Annotated in this window: 14 protein-coding genes and 2 pseudogenes; 3 read left to right on the plus strand and 13 right to left on the minus strand. The window is 59.8% G+C overall.

Features of this window, described 5'->3' with window-relative positions; translation table 11 throughout:
* Positions 1 to 694: 694 nt before the first annotated feature.
* Positions 695 to 976, minus strand: a pseudogene (locus tag J3D60_RS00755) (integrase core domain-containing protein); the annotation flags it as partial.
* Between J3D60_RS00755 and J3D60_RS00760 the strand changes: the two are divergent.
* Positions 974 to 1,286, plus strand: a pseudogene (locus J3D60_RS00760) (IS3 family transposase); the annotation flags it as partial. The pseudogenes J3D60_RS00755 and J3D60_RS00760 overlap by 3 nt on opposite strands.
* Before the next feature lie 118 nt (positions 1,287 to 1,404).
* Here J3D60_RS00760 and J3D60_RS00765 read toward each other — a convergent pair.
* The 12 genes from J3D60_RS00765 to J3D60_RS00820 form a co-directional block, all read right to left on the minus strand.
* Positions 1,405 to 2,163 carry an ABC transporter ATP-binding protein gene (locus J3D60_RS00765; RefSeq protein ID WP_065939567.1) on the minus strand — a complete coding sequence of 253 codons (759 nt, stop codon included), beginning with the start codon at positions 2,161 to 2,163 and terminating at the stop codon, positions 1,405 to 1,407.
* The gene (locus J3D60_RS00770) at positions 2,157 to 3,203 is read right to left on the minus strand and encodes an iron ABC transporter permease (RefSeq protein WP_065926092.1); all 1,047 of its coding nucleotides are present in this window, start codon (positions 3,201 to 3,203) and stop codon (positions 2,157 to 2,159) included. The genes J3D60_RS00765 and J3D60_RS00770 overlap by 7 nt, the downstream gene beginning before the upstream one ends.
* On the minus strand, positions 3,200 to 4,354 hold the full coding sequence (locus J3D60_RS00775; RefSeq protein WP_253488732.1) for an ABC transporter substrate-binding protein: 1,155 nt from the start codon (positions 4,352 to 4,354) through the stop codon (positions 3,200 to 3,202). The genes J3D60_RS00770 and J3D60_RS00775 overlap by 4 nt, the downstream gene beginning before the upstream one ends.
* A 64-nt stretch (positions 4,355 to 4,418) precedes the next feature.
* Positions 4,419 to 6,833, minus strand: a complete 2,415-nt coding sequence (locus J3D60_RS00780) for a TonB-dependent receptor (protein ID WP_253488735.1) — start codon at positions 6,831 to 6,833, stop codon at positions 4,419 to 4,421.
* 100 nt (positions 6,834 to 6,933) lie between these two features.
* Positions 6,934 to 7,911 carry a FecR domain-containing protein gene (locus J3D60_RS00785; protein ID WP_065939571.1) on the minus strand — a complete coding sequence of 326 codons (978 nt, stop codon included), beginning with the start codon at positions 7,909 to 7,911 and terminating at the stop codon, positions 6,934 to 6,936.
* On the minus strand, positions 7,912 to 8,430 hold the full coding sequence (locus J3D60_RS00790) for a sigma-70 family RNA polymerase sigma factor (protein WP_253488738.1): 519 nt from the start codon (positions 8,428 to 8,430) through the stop codon (positions 7,912 to 7,914).
* A gap of 85 nt (positions 8,431 to 8,515) precedes the next feature.
* Positions 8,516 to 9,700 (minus strand): aminotransferase class V-fold PLP-dependent enzyme, encoded by a 1,185-nt coding sequence (locus J3D60_RS00795; RefSeq protein WP_253488741.1) that lies wholly within the window; start codon positions 9,698 to 9,700, stop codon positions 8,516 to 8,518.
* 15 nt (positions 9,701 to 9,715) lie between these two features.
* A complete protein-coding gene (locus J3D60_RS00800) occupies positions 9,716 to 10,960 on the minus strand; it encodes an MFS transporter (protein ID WP_253488743.1) in 1,245 nt (414 codons plus the stop codon).
* Between the two features lie 16 nt (positions 10,961 to 10,976).
* Entirely contained in the window at positions 10,977 to 12,827 is a 1,851-nt protein-coding gene (locus J3D60_RS00805) for an IucA/IucC family siderophore biosynthesis protein (protein WP_253488746.1), read from the minus strand.
* Between the two features lie 37 nt (positions 12,828 to 12,864).
* Positions 12,865 to 14,013 carry an NAD/NADP-dependent octopine/nopaline dehydrogenase family protein gene (locus J3D60_RS00810; protein WP_065939575.1) on the minus strand — a complete coding sequence of 383 codons (1,149 nt, stop codon included), beginning with the start codon at positions 14,011 to 14,013 and terminating at the stop codon, positions 12,865 to 12,867.
* A 28-nt stretch (positions 14,014 to 14,041) separates the two neighbouring features.
* Positions 14,042 to 15,085: a PLP-dependent cysteine synthase family protein gene (locus J3D60_RS00815; RefSeq protein ID WP_065939576.1), complete on the minus strand. Its 1,044-nt coding sequence runs from the start codon at positions 15,083 to 15,085 to the stop codon at positions 14,042 to 14,044.
* A 14-nt stretch (positions 15,086 to 15,099) separates the two neighbouring features.
* The gene (locus J3D60_RS00820) at positions 15,100 to 16,494 is read right to left on the minus strand and encodes a Y4yA family PLP-dependent enzyme (protein ID WP_253488748.1); all 1,395 of its coding nucleotides are present in this window, start codon (positions 16,492 to 16,494) and stop codon (positions 15,100 to 15,102) included.
* Between the two features lie 611 nt (positions 16,495 to 17,105).
* On the opposite strand from J3D60_RS00820, the gene J3D60_RS00825 reads away from it, so the two are divergent.
* Positions 17,106 to 17,996 carry a CoA ester lyase gene (locus J3D60_RS00825; RefSeq protein WP_253488750.1) on the plus strand — a complete coding sequence of 297 codons (891 nt, stop codon included), beginning with the start codon at positions 17,106 to 17,108 and terminating at the stop codon, positions 17,994 to 17,996.
* Positions 17,997 to 17,998: 2 nt separating this feature from the next.
* The gene (locus J3D60_RS00830; RefSeq protein WP_065939579.1) at positions 17,999 to 18,424 is read left to right on the plus strand and encodes a ParB N-terminal domain-containing protein; all 426 of its coding nucleotides are present in this window, start codon (positions 17,999 to 18,001) and stop codon (positions 18,422 to 18,424) included.
* Positions 18,425 to 18,482: the final 58 nt, after the last annotated feature.

An 18,482-nucleotide genomic window follows, 5' to 3' on the forward strand; every position in this document is an offset into this window, starting at 1 on the left:
CGGCGCCGAAAAAGTTGAGTGTTTCTGATCCTCTAAGATGTTACAAAGGAAAAGCGACACAAACCGCTGCTAAGAATTTATGGCGCCGAAATAAGACAACGAAGCCTTTTTGCTGCAAAGGAGGGGAGGCAAACAAGATCTGTTTCCTCGTAAGGGGTATGAAGCTTGGAGAGAGGATTTATAGTTGATGCGGTCATTTTCCGACGTCCATTTCAGGTACCTATATCAGAGATAAAAGGTCTTTAAGTTGACATTCCATGTCTACAAAAAATCAATGCTATTTAAAAATTAAATATGGCTGCCATGCTTTCGCAAGATTATTGGCTGAGCGCTTCAAGGACGGGGGCCAATTAAGGAAACCCGGATCAAGTAGCTGCTATCGCGTGGCAAGGCGAGAATCTCGCCAAGACCATGGCGATTTACCGCAAAGCGTCGCATGCACAGAACAGTGGCGGGCTTTTCGCCCGACTCTCCGGGTTGCACGCGTACGACACAGCTAATTAAACTCCATAAGCTGCGAGGTCTTATCGTTTTTGGCTTTGCACATATCCTAATAGTTTATATTTATAACCATATATAAGTAAAAAATTATTACGTTAGGTAGGAGGCTAATCATCGATAATTATTTTGTCAAGAAAATATTTTCTCGGGGATAAGCTCTCCAGTAAATACACACCAGAGCCGCCTGTAGTGGTCAACTCATCCCGGACACGGTTTTGAGTTTTTCTTCCGTTTTCGTGGGGGCCAATCCATCGTTAAATTGATGAGGTCGGATCCAGTTGTAGTGATGCATCAGGTACTGGCTAATGTCTCTCTGAGCCTGGTGGCCGGTCATGTAGCCAGTGGTTGGCATCCACTCTGTTTTCAAGCTGCTAAAAACCCGCTCCATCGGCGCATTATCCCAGCAGTTTCCTCGGCGGCTCATACTCTGACGCATGCGATAACGCCACAGCCGCTATCGAAAGTTGCGGCTGCCCAGTACAGCAGCTCCGATTGGCGCAGTTTTTTGAAAGCGAACAATTTGGTTGCCAGCATGAGTCGCCGAGGCAACTGTCATGACAACGCCGTGGCCGAGAGCTTTTTCCAGCTTCTAAGGCGGGAACGGATCAAGCGGAAAATCTATTCCACGCGCGAAGATGCTCGTAGTGATGTGTTCGATTACATCGAGATGTTCTACAACGCAAAACGCCGGCATGGTTTCAACAATCAACTGTCAACTTTCACCGGTAGAGTTTGAAAAGCGTTACGCAATTGGCCGGACGGTTACAAACCTATTTCAGGACTAGACAGTGATTTACGTGATAGACGCTTCGGCGTCTTTTTTCGTTTCTGCGCAAACCCATTGGAGGACGGGCGGCACCAAGTGTCTGGCGACAGGCTGCGTGACTGATCAGCGGCTATGAGCTATCCGGTTATCCCGTCGATCAAGATATGCCGTTGTCCCCGACTGCACTGCTCGATCCGCGCCTCAACCTGGTATACCTCGCGCAGCATGCGTTCGGTGATCACCTCATGACTCGCGCCGCTGCCCTGGGCGGTGCCGTCGGCAATCACCAATACCTGGTCGGCAAAGCGCAACGCCTGGTTCAGGTCATGCAGGGCAATAAACACGATGACCTGCTGTTGGCGGGCCAGTGCGCCCATGAAGTTCAACACTTGCACCTGGCGATGCATGTCGAGGGCGCTGGTGGGTTCGTCCATCAGCAGGATTTCCGGTTCGCGCACCAAGGTCTGGGCGATGGACACCAGTTGCTGCTGGCCGCCGCTGAGTTCGCCCAAGTTGCGAAAGGACAAGTCGCTGATGCCAAGGGCCTCGAGCATTTCGTCCACCAGGTTCAACTCGTCATCGTGGACGGTCCATTGCGGCGACAGTTGCTTGCGGGCCAGGAGTACCGATTCATAGACCGTCAACCGCGCACTGGCATTCAAGCCCTGGGGCATGTAGCAGATGCCCTGCCGGCCCTTTTTCGAGTCCTGCAGGATCACCTGTCCAGGCCCGTCGATCAGCCCGGCCATGCGTTTGAACAGGGTGGACTTGCCCGCCGCATTGGGCCCCACCACCGCGACCACTTGGCCGCCGGTGAACGCGGCGGTGGTAACGCCACGGATGATCGTGCGCTGGCCATAGCGGGCACCCAGGTCTTGCAGCTGAATCTTCACCATGTGTTTTTCTTCCCGCTGAGGATCAGTGATATGAAGAACGGCACGCCGATCAGCGAAGTGACCACGCCGATCGGGAAGATGGCGCCGGGGATCAGGGTTTTGCTCACCACTGAACTGGCGGACAGAATCAGTGCGCCGGTCAGCAGCGAGGCCGGCAGGAAGAAGCGTTGGTCCTCGCCGATCAACATCCGCGCAATATGCGGGCCGACCAGCCCGATAAAGCCGATGGTGCCTACAAAGGCCACGGGGAACGAGGCGAGCAGGCTGACCATGATCAGCGTCTGAAAACGCAGGCTGCGTACGTTGATCCCGAAGCTGGCGGCCTTGTCGTCACCCAGTCGCAGTGCGGTCAGGGCCCAGGCGCGCTTGGCAAAGATCGGCAGGGTGATCACGATCACCAGGCAGATCACCCCGAGTTTGGGCCAGGTGGCTTTGGTCAGGCTGCCCATGGTCCAGAACACCACGGCCGCCACGGCTTGCTCGGTGGCGAAAAACTGCACCAGGGCCAATAACGCGTTAAACGTGAAGACCAGGGCGATCCCCAGCAGCACGATGGTTTCCGCAGTGACCCCGCGACGCATGCTCAGGAAGTGAATCAGCAACGCCGACAGCATGGCCATGATGAACGCGTTGACCGGCACCATGTACTGCGCCGCCAACGGAAACAGCGCCACACCAAACGCCAGCCCCATGGCTGCACCAAAACTTGCGGCGGCGGAAATGCCCAGGGTGAAGGGGCTGGCCAGCGGGTTGTTGAGGATGGTCTGCATCTGCGCGCCGGCCAGTGACAACGCCGCACCCACGGCAACCGCCATCAGCGCGATCGGCAGGCGGATGTCCCACATCACCACGCGAACCTGTGCCGGCGCACTGTCCGGCGCAAACAGTGCACCGAGTACTTCATTGAAGCTGTAGCGCGCCGGCCCCAGGGCCAGGTCAAGCAGCACACTGCACAACAGCAGCAAGAGCAGGCCACCGAGGATCAGGCGTTTGCGCAGCACCAGGGCCCGGTAGGTGTCGCGTTGGATCACGGCACTCATGGCTTGAGGCTCACGAAGTAACCCGGCTCATAGGGCACCGGCAGGAATCGCTCGTGCAATTCGCGAAACGAGGCTTCAGGGTCCAGGTCGGTAAACAGTGTCGGATGAAACCACTTGGCCAACTGCTGGATGGCCACGAACTGATAAGGGCTGTTGTAGAACTGGTGCCAGATGGCATGGAACGCCTGGTCATCCTGGGCCTTGATCCCGGCATAGGCCGGGCGTTGGGTATACCAGGCCAGTTTGCGCCGGGCTTGGGCCATGTCGGCACCGGGACCCACCCCGACCCAGTGGCCACCGGGGGCAAAGGCTTCCCAGTTGGCACTGGTGACCACCACCTGTTCCGGGTTGGCGACGATCACTTGCTCGGGATTCAGCTGGCCAAAGGTGGTGGGAATAACGCCTCTGGCGATGTTATTGCCACCCGCCATATCGACGAACAGACCAAAGTTTTCATTGCCGAAACTCAAGCAGCAATCGTCGGTGTAGCCACCGATACGCTCGATGAACACGCTGGGGCGCGAAGGGTGCTGCGCGTTGATCACGTCGGTGACGCGGCGGATCTGCTGGTTGCGAAAGTCGATAAACGCTTCGGCACGCGCCTCTTTGCCGAACAACTGGCCGAACAGGCGCATGGTCGGTTCGGTGTTCTGCATCGGGTGGTTGCGAAAGTCGACGTACACCACCGGAATCCCCAGGGCATCGAGCTTTTCGATATAGCGGGCGTCCTCGGTCGCGTGCTGGGCCTCGATATTGAGGATGATCACGTCCGGGCGCTGGGAGATGGCCTGCTCGATATCGAAAGTGCCGTCTTCAAAGCCGCCAAAGGTGGGGATGTTGGCGATGGCGGGAAATTTACGCAGGTAAGCGTCATAGGTGTCCGGGTCGGACTGGATCAGGTCCTTGCGCCAGCCGACGATTCGCTCGATGGGGTTTTGCGTATCCAGCGCGGCAACCAGGTACAACTGACGGCCTTCCCCGAGAATCACCCGCCGGACCGGCAGGTGCACCTTGACCTGGCGCCCGAGCAAATCGGTGACGGTGCTGCGTGGTGCCTGCGGCTCGGCGGCCGTTGACGGCAGCGCCCATCCCAACAAACCCGCAAGCAGCAGCCCGGCTAAGGCGTGGCTGCGTCGAACAATGGTAACCATGGTTAAAGCCTTTGCAATGGTCGGGCCGGGTGGCGGTGCAGCTTGCCGTGCCGGGCCGAAGGTTTCAGAAATCGACCGTGGTCGACAGTAGAAGGGTGCGTGGCGAGCCTTGAGAGAACGCACCGTAGGAGGCGACGCCCGACCAATATTCACGGTCGAACACGTTCTGTACCGTGGCGCGGAAGGTCGTCGGCCGCTGGGCGATGCGCGTGCTGTAGCGCACGCCCATGTCGAAGCGGGTCCAGGGGGCCAACTGCTGGGTGTTGGCCTGGTTCACATATTGGCTGCCGGTGTACAACGCCCCGCTGGTTAGCGTCAGCCCCTCGACCCAGGGCACGTCCCACTCGGCCCAGAGGTTGGCTTGCACCTTCGGCACCCCCACCGGGGTATTGCCCCGGTTGGCCGCAACCGCGCTTTTGGTCAGTTGTGCATCCAGCAGCGTCACCCCGCCGAGCAGGCGTATGCCTTGGCCGGCCTCACCGGATACGTTGAGTTCGAGACCCCGGTTGCGCTGTTCGCCTTGTACCGCAAAGGTGGTGCCTGACAGCTCGCCACTGGGTTTGGTGATCTGGAACAGCGCGAGTGTGGACATGACCGTGCCGTAGTCGAGCTTGACCCCGACCTCATGCTGGCGTGAGACGTAGGGGGCAAAGATCTGGCCCGCGTTCGAGGCCGTGGCGGGGGCGATATCGCCTTTGCTCAAGCCTTCCAGGTAGTTGTAGTAAAACGACACATGCTCCCAGGGCCGGACAACTGCGCCGAACAGCGGCGTGGTCCTGCCGTCGTCGTAAGCCGTGGTCACCGCGCCTGCCGCGTTGTAGTTGTTGGAGCGGATGGTCTGTTTGCGCAGGCCGGCCGTCACCTGCAGGCGTTGATCGAGCATCGACAAGGTGTCGGCAACCGCGACGCCGGACAATTCGGTCGCCGAGACTTTCGGCGTGGCCGGCGTGGCAATGTCGGCCTCGGGTCGTGAGACAGGATGGTAAATGTTCGACAGGATCGGCGGGCCGGAAATAATGCCGCGCGACAACTCATCGCGATAGCGCGTGACTTGCAGCGTGGTGCTGTGGCTGATCGGCCCGGTGTCGAAACGCAGTCGGGCACCGCTGTCGACCGTGTAGCGCCGTACTTTAAATTTGTAATAGCCGGGGATCGACGAGGTGTCGCCGGCGGTGTTGATGATAGTCGGGGTCTGGTCGGAAAGGCGTGCCACGTTCGACTTCCCACCGCCGGCATGGGCAAACAGGGTCAGTGCGTCGCTCACGTCATACTCGCCACCCAGCAATGCCGACTCGTCGCGAGTCTTGGACCAGCCCCACGCCTGGCTGACGTTGGTACGCCCGTTGGCGGCGTGGGGAATCGGCACGCCGGGCGCGATCAGGAAGGGCCGTGACGCCGCGTCGAATTGCTCTTGCTGGTTGATCAGGTCCAGGCTGGTGCGCAGGCGATCGCCCTGGTAATCCAGGGCGATGGCACTGACCCCGACATCCCGCGATTGCTTGTCGATGACAGTGTCACCCTGCTGCACGCGGCCGTTGACGCGCATGCCGAATCGCCGGTCCTCGCCAAACCGCCGACTTAGATCGATATGGGTGCCCAGTTGCAGGTCCTGGGCATAGGAGGCCGTGACGCGGGTCAGGTCCTCGTCCAGGGCGCGCTTGGGGACCACGTTGATCACGCCACCGACGGCGCTGTTGGGTGACATGCCGTAGAGGAGGGCGCCAGGGCCTTTGACCACTTCGATGCGTTCGGCGTAGTCGGTGAATACCCGGTAATTGGAGGCCACGCCGTACACACCGTCGAACGCCAGTTCCCCGAGGTTGCCTTCGCCCACCGGAAAGCCGCGGATAAAGAATGAGTCGACGATCCCTCCCGTCTGGCCGGTGGAGCGGACTGAAGAGTCGCGCTCCAGCACGTCGCCCACGGTGGTCGCCTGCTGGTCTTTGATCAATGACGCGGTATAGGTGCTGATGCTGAACGGCGCGTCCATCACATCCGTATTGCCGAGCAGGCCGAGACGCCCGCCCTCGGCCACCTGGCCGCCCGGGTACACCGGCGGCAGGCTATCGGTGTGTTTTTGCGCCGCCTCCACCGTGGTCGCCGACAGCGTCAGCCGGCGCAGTACCAGGGTGTAGCTGCCATCGCTGCGCAATACCATCTCCAGGCCGCTGCCTTCGAGCAAACGCGTGACGGCTTCCTGCGTGGAGTAGGTGCCGTTCAGTTCGGGGCTGATCAGGCCCTCCGTGATCGACGGCTGGAACGACAGGGCAATACCGGCGTCCACGGCAAAGCTCGAGAGCGTCGCGCCGAGCGGGCCGGGGGCGATGTGGTAGGCCTGCACAGCGACCGAATCCAATTGGGCCGGTGCCTCCGCCAATGCCAACGGGCACATGGCACCGGCCAGCAGCAGGCTGAGCACGACGCCGTGCACCATCGGTTTGAGCGGACGAGCCGGACGCAGGGGCCGTGCTACGAGCATGAAAGGATGACCCATGGACGAGAGGAAAAGGCTGTTCCTGTCTTTGCCAGTCGAGATCGAAAAAAGTATCACCCCGGCCGCCGTTTATTTTTGCGTGGGATCAGGCGGGCGACAGGGTGACCCAGTAACCGCGCAAATGACTGTTCGCCAGCACGGGATAAGTGTGCACCAGCATGCTCAAGGTGCGATCGGTATCACTGATCGGAAAGGCTCCGGAAATGCGCAAATCGGCGATGGCCGGATCACAGCGCAGGAAGCCTCGGCGGTAGCGCGTCAGTTCCGCGACGAAATCCGCCAGGCGCATCTTGTCGGCCATCAACATGCCTTGGGTCCATGAGCCGATGTAGCGATCGGTCGGCGCCAGGTCACCAAAGGTCTGTGAGGAGAAGTCGGTGCGTTGTCCGGCGTTGACGATCAGCGGCGGGGTCTGGCGGTTATCGGCCAATATCACCCGCACCGCGCCGTCGATGACCGCAAGATGGGTGCGAGGGCTGACTTCACGCACGGTAAACCGTGTGCCCAGCGCCTGCATGCTTCCCTGGCGGGTGCTGATCAGGAACGGCCGGGGCAGGGGGGCTGTGTCCACGGCGGTCTGCACCAGGATTTCGCCTTCGCGCAGGTGAATAAGCCGTTGGCGGTCGTCGAATACGACGTCGATGGCGGTAGCGGTGTTCAGGGTGATGCGCGAGCCATCGGCCAGGGTCAGTTCGCGGCGCTGGCCAACGTCGGTGCGGTAGTCCGCTGACCATTGCTGCGATTGCGCCAGTTTCCAGCTCCCCCAACCCGCGGGCGCCAGCGCCAGCAGGATCGCCAGCTTGCCCAGTGCTGCACGACGTTCAGGGCTGTCTGGCCGGTCCAGCGCCGACATCGCCAGGGCGGGCGGCAGGCCGCCGAACTTGCTCTGCAGCAATTGCGCACGGGACCAGGCGCGATCCCGCTCCGGGCTGCTGACCTTCCAGCGCTCCCATTCGGCGCGCTCGTGCTCGCTCAGTTCGCGTTCGCTCAAGCGCATCAGCCACTCGGCGGCTTCTTCGAGTACCTGCGGGTCCAGCGGCGGCTCCTTGCGCAGACCGAGCATTCACTCCACCAGCATCAGGCACTGTACGAAGGCCTGTTTCATGTAGCGCTTGACGGTGATCAGCGATACACCCAGCTGCTCGGCGATGTCGTCGTACTTGAGGCCGTTGATCTGCGACAGCAGGAAAGCGCGCTTGACCAGGGGCGCCAGGGTATCGAGCATGGCGTCGATTTCGTGCAGGGTTTCCAGCACCATGAAGTGCGCCTCGGGCGACGGCGCTTCGTGGGTGGGCACGTTCGCCAGCGCATCCAGGTAGGCGCGTTCCAGTGCCTTGCGCTGCTGGTACCAGTTGACCAGGATGCCCTTGGCCACGCAGCTCAGGTACGCCCGTGGCTGGTCAATCACCGTGACCTGTGAGGCCAGGATCCGAGTGAAGGTGTCCTGGGCCAGATCCGCCGCATCCATCGCGTTACCCAGTTTTCTCTTCAGCGTGGCATACAGCCAGCCGTGATGCCCGCTGTACAGGGCCTCGATGGCGCGCAGGTGATTGAGGTGATTCGCGGAAGAGGTTTCGCTCATGGCGGCAGATTTGTTTGTAATTGAGAAGTATTCCCAATGCTAGTTGACAAACCAGCTTGAGCGCAAGCGCCATCGTGTCCTGTGATCAGGCGTGTGACAGGCGTATCAAGGCGTTAATCAGCAAATCGATTTCAGCTTCGGTGTTGTAAGCGTGAACCGATGCACGGCTGACCTCAAGCAAGCCCCTATGCTGCATGTCGAGCAGGGTCGAGCCTGCTGTCGAAGTGCTCACGTTGATGCGTTTGGGTTGCGCTGCGAGCCACTGCTGCACCTGTGGGGCGTTGTGGTGGCGATGACTGAAGGTGACGATGCCGGACTTTACAGGGCCCAGGTCCTGCGAGGTGATACCGGCCACGTCGGTCAGTCGATGGCGTAAGTAACCCGCCAGGTGCTGGATGCGCTGCCATATCGGTTCGATACCCTGCGCCAACGCATACTCCGCTGCGGCCCCCAGGCCCAGCTTGGCCGCAACGTTGCATTCCCAATTTTCAAAGCGTCGCGCATCCGCACGAATTTCAAAGCTGTCTGCCGTGAGCAAGGACGCCGCATGCAGGTCCAGAAAAACCGGCTCCAGGCGTTGGCACAGGGATTGTTCTACGTACAGGAACCCCACGCCCCTCGGCCCGCGCAGGTATTTTCGACTGGTGGCGGCGAGCATATGGCAGCCGATCTTTTGCACATCGATCGGCACCTGGCCCACCCCCTGGCAAGCGTCCAGCAGGAACAACACACCCGCCGCCCGGGCGAGGGCACCGATCTGCTCGACGGGTTGCACAGGCCCGCCGTTGGTGGCGATCATCGGCAGCGATACCAGGGCGACGCGCTCGTCTTCAAGCATGGCCGCCAAGGCTGCGAGGCACACCTGGCCGTGTTCATCGTTGGGGATGATCCGGATCTCGATCCCGCGCTGCTGCCTCAATTGCAGGTATGGGATGTAGTTGCCGGCGTATTCGGTCATGGAGGTCAGCACGGCGTCGCCGGGCTTGAGCGCCAGTGAATAGAAGGCCATGTCCCAGGCTCGGGTGGCGTTTTCGACCACTGCGATTTCAGTGGGGTGCGCATTGATCAGGCGCCCGATGGCGGTGTAGACATTGTCCAGTTCAGGCGCGCATCGGGCGGCCGCTTCATACCCGCCGAGGCGGGCCTCCTGTTGCAGGTGCCCGGTCATGACCTGGACCACCGGCTCAGGCATCAGCGCCGCACCGGCATTATTGAAATGGATCAGATGCTCGACACCCGGTGTATCGGCACGCAGTTGTTCAATGTTCAAACCCTTACTCCTTGTTCAGTCGCTGCCTGCAACGCCATTGGAAGGCGCGGACACCGACCAGTACCGCAGCGCGACCATGGGAATCAGCGCCACTGCATAGGCCAGGCACACGAAAAGATAGGTGTATTGCAGGCCGTAGACCTGGCTCAGCAAGCCACCGATGGAGATGCCGGCAATCGAGGCGAACTGCGCAGTGCTTTGGGCAATACCCAGTACGTAGCCTTGTCGCGAGCTGTCGGCGGTTTTCGAGACCAGCGCCATCAGCACGGGGGTGGTCGCCCCCAGCAGCACCCCCCAAATGAAGTAGGTGACGATAAATACCACGGGGCTGCGCGTTACGCCCGCCACGGCGGTCAGGGCGATGCAGCCCATGACGACATATGTGATGCGTTGCAGGGTTTCTGCCTGGGAACGATGCTCGAAGTAGCGCGACCATGCCGTTGCCGACAGGATGAAGCCCAGCGCCAGCAACCCGTAGCACAAGCCGACGACGGAGTTGTTGACCTCGAACGTCGAGCTCACGTACAGCGAGAACGAGGTCTGCGGCAGCATGCGCGCGAGCAGCAGGATGCCCATGACGCACAGCAGCGACAGCAGGGGAGAGCTGCGCCATACGCTGTCGGTGCCGGCGACCGGCGTGCGGGTGGCCGCCGTCGGTTTTTTTGGTACGGGAGGCACATCCGGCAAGGTCACGGCGGCGATGACGGTACAGAGTGCACAGAGCACCGAGGCGACGATGTTGATCCAGAAAAACGTCGCGTAATCGAGGATCAGGCCGCCTACGACCGCACCGAGCAGTGAGCCGACATTGGTCGAGATCTGCAGGATCGCGAATAACCGCGCCCGCCGCGACGGCGCTTCGATACTGACCCCGTAAGCCTGCGCCGGGGCTATATAGCCGGCAAAGGCGCCCTGCAGAAAACGCAGGATCAGGATGACCCAGATGTCACTGAAAAAGGCCAGCCCGAGCTGGGTCAGGGACAACCCCGCGAGTGCGCGGATCATCATCAGTTTGTGGCCGTAGCGATCGCCGATACGGCCCCAGAATGCACTGGTCAGCATGATGCCCAGCATCGGCCCGACGTACACGGCGATGCTGGCGAAGCTGAATACCGACTCCGAGGACGCCAGCCCGCGCAGGTGCACGGGCCAGAACGGCCCGCTCATTTCCATCGCGCCCATGGAGACCAGCTGGATCGCGAACAGAAGATAAATGAGGATTCTTACACGCGAACCCTGGATGGCACCTGCTTGGGACATGAGACGGCCTCGGTGATTAAACGGCAGCTAGCGGGTTGGTCAGGGTGTGCTGCAAACGGTAGTTGGAATACTGCATCAAATGCATACGCAGTAACGAACGGGTAGGCCATGGATCCTCGACAAAGGCCTGGCGCTCGACCTCCCACACCTGCGGCGAGACCCGCTCGCGTACGGCAGCAAAGGCGTTTTCGGTTTCCTCGCGCAATATTGCCCACAAGCGTGTGTTGTCCATGCCGTACTCCTTGGTCAGCCACAGGGCCATTTCATGCAAGTGGGTGAGGAACGCGGCGTCCAGTACAAACATGCGCACCGGCTCGATATCGCCGCTAAATACCGTAGGCAGAATGCCAGGCTGCACATGCGGCTGTAACGTATAACCGCGTTCTTCCAGCAGGGGGGCGTAGGTTCTGCCATCGCCAAAATCGCGGATCAGCAGGCTGCGCGGCACGCCATCGGGTGAGAACAGCACCATGGTGTTCTGCTGGTGCGCTTCGAGCCCGATCCCGTACAGCAGATAGATTGCCACCACGGGGTGGGTGACGACCTTGGCATAGTGGCGAAACCACTGTTCTACGCTGGCGGCGTCGGCACGCACCCCGTCGCGTTCGATCAGGTCGGTAAACAGCGGCCGACCGCTGCCCGGTAAACGGGTGAACAACGAAGCCACCGTGATCGGCAGACGCTCATCGCTGCGTTCGAACGCTTGCCGGCTGGCACGAAACACCACGGACAGGTGTTTTCCCGGTACGTCGTCCTGGGTGATTGCGTGGCGATAGCGCACGCCGATTTCTTCCGGGAAAATTTCCAGTTGCTGGTCGAAACCGTTTTCGGCTTCCAGGATTTGCGTAATCACCGTGCTGATGCGCGGCCCCATATGGATCGACTTGGCTTGCAGGCTGCGCAACTCGCTGGTCATCCACAACGCGATGGGCAATTTGATCAGCGGTGCAGCGTGGTCCAGGACCGGCATCATCGTGCGGTATGACATGGTCGGCAGCGTCTGAATATCCGGCCCCTCAGTGATCAGCAGGCCTTCTTCGATTTCCGCAGCAAACGTCTTGAGCACATAGGCCTGCAAGTGCCAGGCATGAATCGGCAGAGGCAGCCATTGCGTTTCATCCAGGCCTTTGGCGTTGAGCGCCGCTTTCCATTGCTCCCAGTGTGCCGGGAAATTGCTGGCGAACCAGGCGGGGTAGTTGGTCACGTGAGGCATGCTTTCGCTTTTGGCCATGTCGGCACGCAAGGCGGCTATCCGCAGGGGCACCTGGGCGTTGAATTCCGGAGACAGTTGCTCGACCTCAGCGTCATTCAGCCCGGGGCGGGCTTTCCAGGTCGGGTAGTAGGGGTGGCCTTCCAGCGAGCCCCACTGATCCAGCAAGATCGCGGCGTCCTTGGTGCTCGCATGCCGACGCAGGTAATCGGTGAGGCTGCTGAGGCCCTGGCGTTGAGCGGCCTGCGCCAGGCGCGCGTTCCAGTGTTGGCGAAACTGACGGGCGTGGGCGTCGTTCCGCAGGCTGTTTTCCATATCCGACTTGAGACCGGCCACACCTTCGTCGCTGGGCTCGAAGTCGAAACTGTCGCGCAGTACATCCAGCAGGTCCTGATGGCGGGTGATCACCTGGCGCACGCCTTCGGCCGTCAGCAGTACCACGTCGCCGTCATTGACCAGCGTGTCGGCCGGGCCCAGCGCAATCTCGGAGAAAAACAGCTGCGCGCCTTTCTGCTTGAGCGGGTAGGTGGCCTGCTGGCCGTCGTGGGTAAACGCCAGCGCCGAACGATCCAGGATATTTTCCGCAAACAAGCAACGAATCAGCCGGCGCAGGGCGTTCTTGCGGGAGTAGGCGATCAAGGTGTTGAGGTCATCCATATCAGCTCTCTGCTCGTTGAATCATTCATTAAAAGGGTTATGCCGTGCGAGGCCATTGGCTCGGGAAGTAATCCAGCGCCGAGTCGCGCAGGCCTTGCATGTAGGCAACGCTCCAGTGCAGGACTTCTTCGATATAGGGCACTTTCAGTTCAAAACGCCTGGCCATTTCCACCAGCAGCACCAGGCCATAGGCGACGTCTTCGTTAAACGCACGGCTCTCACGCTCGATCACATACCCGGCGCGGTTATCACCGGCTGGCACCATGGGCGCGAGGATGTCGTTGTAGGCCTGGTTGGTGCGCAGAATGGACAACATGCTGCTCTGGTCGCGAATCTGATCGCCGTACGCCTCGACGATTTCCTGTTTCAAGGATTTGACGGACGACAGGTCGACGCCCATGCGCGCACTGATGACCGCGCACAGTTCCTGGCTCTCCTGATCCATGCGTTCCAGGAAGTAGGCGCCCAGTTCGGGGCACTCCGTCCACCAGCACAGGCGCTGGGGAAAGATCTTGCGGTGCCATTGCCCGTAGGGGCCGATCAACCCGTAGATCACCGAGCTGTGCATGATCGGGTTGCCGGGCGTCAGGGTGATCTCCAGATAGTGATCGAGCAGCGTGACGCAAGGGCCGTAGAGGCGTGTGAGGATGTCGTGCAACTGCTGGCGCGACGCCTGGGATTCGCGGGCATGGGTCGCGACATATAACTGGCTTTTGCCGCCGCCCATTTTTATCGACCGACCGGGGGTGAGGTCGAAGGCGGTATGAGGTACGTCCTTCATGCCCCAGATCACCAGGTTCGGGTGGTTTGCCAGTGTGGCCTCGGCCAGCCAGTCGAATCCGCAGAAGCCCGGAATCGCACCGATGTACACCGGTTTGCTCGTGCTCAAATGCGGGGCGATGGCCTGCAAAGTTTTGGCGCGGGCATGGGCTGGCACCGTGATGATGACGATGTCGGCGTCTTCGACGGCGGGCCTGGCCTCGGCGGTCACCCGATCCAGCCGGGCGTTCAATGTGGAGCCGTCCGGCAGCAGGGCCTGGAGCGGCACTTGCCGCGTGTGGTGGTCGACGACTTCCAGGTTGCTGGTCAGCAGCGAAACCTGGACGTCAGGCAGTTGCTTGAACAGGATGGCGTTGAGATGACCTGTTCGGCCACCGCCGCAAATGGCGACTTTCAGCGGTTTCATTCAGAGGCGCTCCTTGGTCGAAAGAGGGTCATGCGACGCTCAGTTGCAGCGGGGCGGAGCTGGACTCCTGCCAGTGGTTCTTGCCCAGCCAGGCATCCAGTTGCGACGCGACGCCGGGGTCGAGCAAGTCGCGTTCCTCCAGCCACTTATCATCGAAGACCGTGTGCAGGTATTTTTCGCCGCCATCGGCAATCGGCACCACTACATTGCCGCTCAGTACACCTTTGTGAATCAGCTCCAGGGCCTTGAAAATTGCGCCACCGGTCGAGCCGCCTACCAGCAGGGCGAGGTGGCGGGCGATATAGCGCGAGGTCTCGAAGGCTTGTGAGTCGGTGACCTGCACGCCCAGGTCGATGCAGCTGTAATCGAGCACCAGCCCCACTGTGTCCCCGGCAGGCGTGCCGGTACCGGACTGATAGTACGGATAGCCGGGATGCCCGAAAACGATGGAACCCGCGGGCTCCACCGCCACGGTCACAATGTCGGGGTTGTGCTGTTTAAGGCCTCGGGCAATCCCGGTCATCGACCCGCCGGTACCGACGCAACCGACATACGCGCCGATCACACCTTCGGCCTGAACGATGGTTTCCCGCACAAAGTCGCTGTAGCCGCCGGCGTTGGCCGCGTTGTCGGACTGGTTCATGAACACGGCCCCCGGGATCTGCTCGGCGAGTTCGGCCGCCAGGCGCTGGCGCTCTACCACCGCGACTTCATCTTCACGATAAGTTCCCGCGACAAACCGAATATCGGCGCCCAGTGCCTTCATCACCGCGATCTTGTCCTGCGCCGCGTGATGGTCGACCACGGCGATAAATTGCAGGCCGAATTCGACGGCGGCCATGGCCAGGCCGATGCCGGTATTGCCCGACGACGACTCGACCACCACGCCACCTGGTTTCAAGCGTCCGGACTTGAGCGCGGCGAGTACCATGTTGCGCGCCATGCGGTCTTTGATACTGCCGCCGGGATTGTTTTTCTCTATCTTTAATAACAGCCGGGCATCAGTGCCCGGAATATAAATACCCAACATAGGCGTATTGCCGATCAGCTCGGAAACTTTAGTCAGTATCATATGAAGTACTTCCTTTAGTCGTCAGGTGAAAACGCGTAGTTACCGTACGTGCAACAGGTCGCCACCATTCGCCGGGGCAGGGGGTGACGATGGAACTCGTTCTCCAATAAGTCCATTTGATAGCCGGCGGTGTTGGCATAAATTAATAAGTCGCCGGCCTTGGGGGAAGTCGTAAAGTTGATCAGGCGGTGGGTGATGACGTCATCATCCAGGCAACTATGTCCGGCAATATAGGCTTGCATCGGTGTGGCGGATGTTGGCGCTGCGCTGATTAAAATCGGGTCGACCAGATATTCCGACGCGAACCATGTTTCGCAGGCACTGAAGCTGCTGCCTTCAACAAATAACACCGTTTTGTTATTGGCCAGTTTTTTGCTGCGTGTAATGCGAAATACCGAAATTGCGGCTTGGTCCACCAGACTTCGGCCCGGCTCCAATGCCAGGGTGATGCTGTTGGCCTTCAAGTACTGGGCAATGTTTTGCCGCGGCGAGAAGGCACTTTCAAGAAACAACGTCAACCATTGGCTCGCCGTCAAGTTGCTGCCGTAAGGGTAATAAGACTTGGGCACTGACTGGTTGTAATAGTGATTGGGTGTATTGTCGTTTTGTAGAAAGCGCTCGTAGGCGTGTGGCTCGACATAGCGGATGGGCAAACCTCCGCCGATATCGATCATGGTCGGCGCCAACCCCATCGTCCGAGCAACATCGACGAAATCGGTCACTTCACGAAAGGCCTGTGCTCGAGATTCGAACCCATAGCCACCGAGGTGGAAATGGAAACCCTCGAAGTCAAAAAATGCCCTGAGTCCGGTCAGTAAGTGCAAGCACACCAGCAGGTCTGCGGCCCCCATTCCGAAGCGGCTGGTCCCACAGGCTTTAGGCCTGTAACGCAGTAAAACCCTGGCTTTTATGGCCTCGCTGCTGGCTTCGACCAGTGTTTTCAAATGGTCGAACTCTTCCAGCGAATCCACGCAGATCAGTGCACCGGCATGGACCAGCGCCCGATGAAAATCCTCGGTTTTCGCCGGGCCGGTGGCACACAACTGAGCGGCCGGCACACCGGCGCGCAGTGCTGCTTGCATCTCGTAAATACTGGAAACGTCGACGCCGATACCGGACGCCTTCGCTGCGCCGAGTAAACATTGTGACTTGTTGGCTTTGGCGCCATAGAAGATCGCATGTCGGACTTCATGCTGTTCCAGCACGGATTGCAATGCGCCGGTGTTCAGTGCAAAGGCGTGTGGCCATACAAGATTCAGGGGGGAGCCATGTTGCGCAACGAGTTCAAGCAGTTTGTCGGGTTGGTTATGTAACAGCTGTGCGATGCATGCGTCCAATAATGGATTAAGCATTTTCGAAAGATGAACTTCTGTACACGCTTCATTGAGGCGCGTTATTGCAATAGACATAACTATCCCCTGGCGCTTATAGCGTCGTCATTCATATTTAAATCTCTGGAAGAGATCGATGAATGTGGTCTTGTCGTTCGTCGTGTTTTTAACGCTTATGCGTTTGGCGGTGGATGCCACACGAATCCTGCAGGCGAAACTGTGGCTTTGATGGTAATAATCGGTTCATAAAACAATTGCATAAGAACCCCATTCCATAAGGTTTATACGAGTGTAGCGATCGGCCACTAACTGCCGTTTTTCTTAATCTGACTCACCGCTGAGTGATGGTTAAATGATGTCGCGAGGCCATACTTTCGGTGAGCGTTAAGACTTGCCTAGGGTCATGAAAAGTTTCTCTTGGCGGCGTGAACAATATTGCTACCGAGAACGATTATCAAGTAAGGTTTTCAAATATTTCTAATTGATCCCGGCCGAACAGCGTTGCGCGAACGTGTATTTGCACGCTCTTGCGGGCGTTCGTCCCAAGTTTGAAAGCGTTGTTAATTCATTGATCAATAAGGGGTTAAACGTTGATCGGCGAGGGCGCTGACAGAGGCGCAATTCAGCCGTCCCGAGGCCCCTGAAAATTTTGCAAAAACCACGACTGATGCACGCCAAGGAGAACTGCTATGAACACTGATCGTCCGATCACGACTGCCCTGCTTCCCATCAGCTACCTGTTCGTTCCGGGGAACCGTCCGGAGCGCTTTGCCAAAGCGGCTGAGGCCGGAGCGGATGCAATCATCCTGGACCTTGAGGATGCGGTTCATCCCGATAGCAAAGCCGCTGCTCGAGCTGCCATCTGGGCGTGGCAGGAGAGTGCGCCAAGTGTGGCGTGCCAGCGGTTTATCCGGCTCAACAGCGTCGGCAGCGCGTTGTTCCGCCAGGACCTGACGTGGTTGGGCGACATGCGTTACCCCGAGCGTTGCACCGGGGTATTCCTGCCCAAGGCCGAGGCGCCGCAAGCGTTGGCGCGGGTGGTCGAGCAGATGCTGGCGTGGCAACCCCAATTGCACATTGTCGCGATCATCGAGACGGCCAGAGGCTTGCAGCAGGTGGAGGCGATTGCTGCGGTTCCCGGCCTGGCACGCCTGGCCTTTGGCTCGCTGGATTTTTCCCTGGATATCAATTGCGGCCAGGTGCCTGAGGCGTTTGTGTACGCACGCAACCGCATCGTGCTGGCCTCTCGCACTGCGGGTTTGCCGGCACCGATCGACGGAGTCACGCCGGCGATCAACGACCTGGCGGTGGTCGCCCAGGACTCGCTTTACGCTCGCTCCCTCGGGTTCGGGGCCAAGCTGTGCATCCATCCCGCGCAGCTGGCGACGGTGCAGCGCGCATTTCTACCCGATGCGCAGCAATTGGCCTGGGCCGGTCGGGTGATGAGTGCCGTGGCCGGGGGCAGCCATGCGGTGCAAGTTGACGGCGAAATGGTCGACCTGCCGCTGATCGAACAGGCGCAACGCCTGTTGGACATGGGCCGCCGACACGCAGCGGTCGCCAAGACCGGAGCTTGCTGAGCATGCTGCCAGGACAGGAAGGGGCTATTGAGCAGACCTATCAGATTGCGCTGCGACCGGTGTGCGAAGTGCTGCAATCGGAACAGGTGGACCCGGCGAATGTGCAGTGGCTATGCGACTCGATTATCCGCGCAGGGCATTGGCTGGAACCGATCATTGTCGAGCGCTCGCAAGGCATCGTGATGGACGGTAACCATCGCCTGAATGCAGCGTTGCAGTTGGGTCTGTGTCGGGTGCCGTGCATCCAGCTCGACTACGCGGACCCACGGGTGTGCGTACGGCACTGGCACACGGGGCACGCGTTCGAGGTCGCGCGGATTTTCAACACCATCGCTCGCGGCGAGATCTTTCCGTACAAGACCACACGGCATGTGTTTGATCCGGCGCTACCGGTCATCGCGATCCCGCTGGACCGCCTGTACGAATGAGTCGTGTAAAAAAATCAAGTGAGTGGGTGATACTTTTTCGCACGTCGACTGGCATTAG

Origin of the sequence: Pseudomonas sp. S3E17, assembly GCF_024168685.1 — a bacterium.
Taxonomy (GTDB): Bacteria; Pseudomonadota; Gammaproteobacteria; order Pseudomonadales; family Pseudomonadaceae; genus Aquipseudomonas; species Aquipseudomonas marginalis.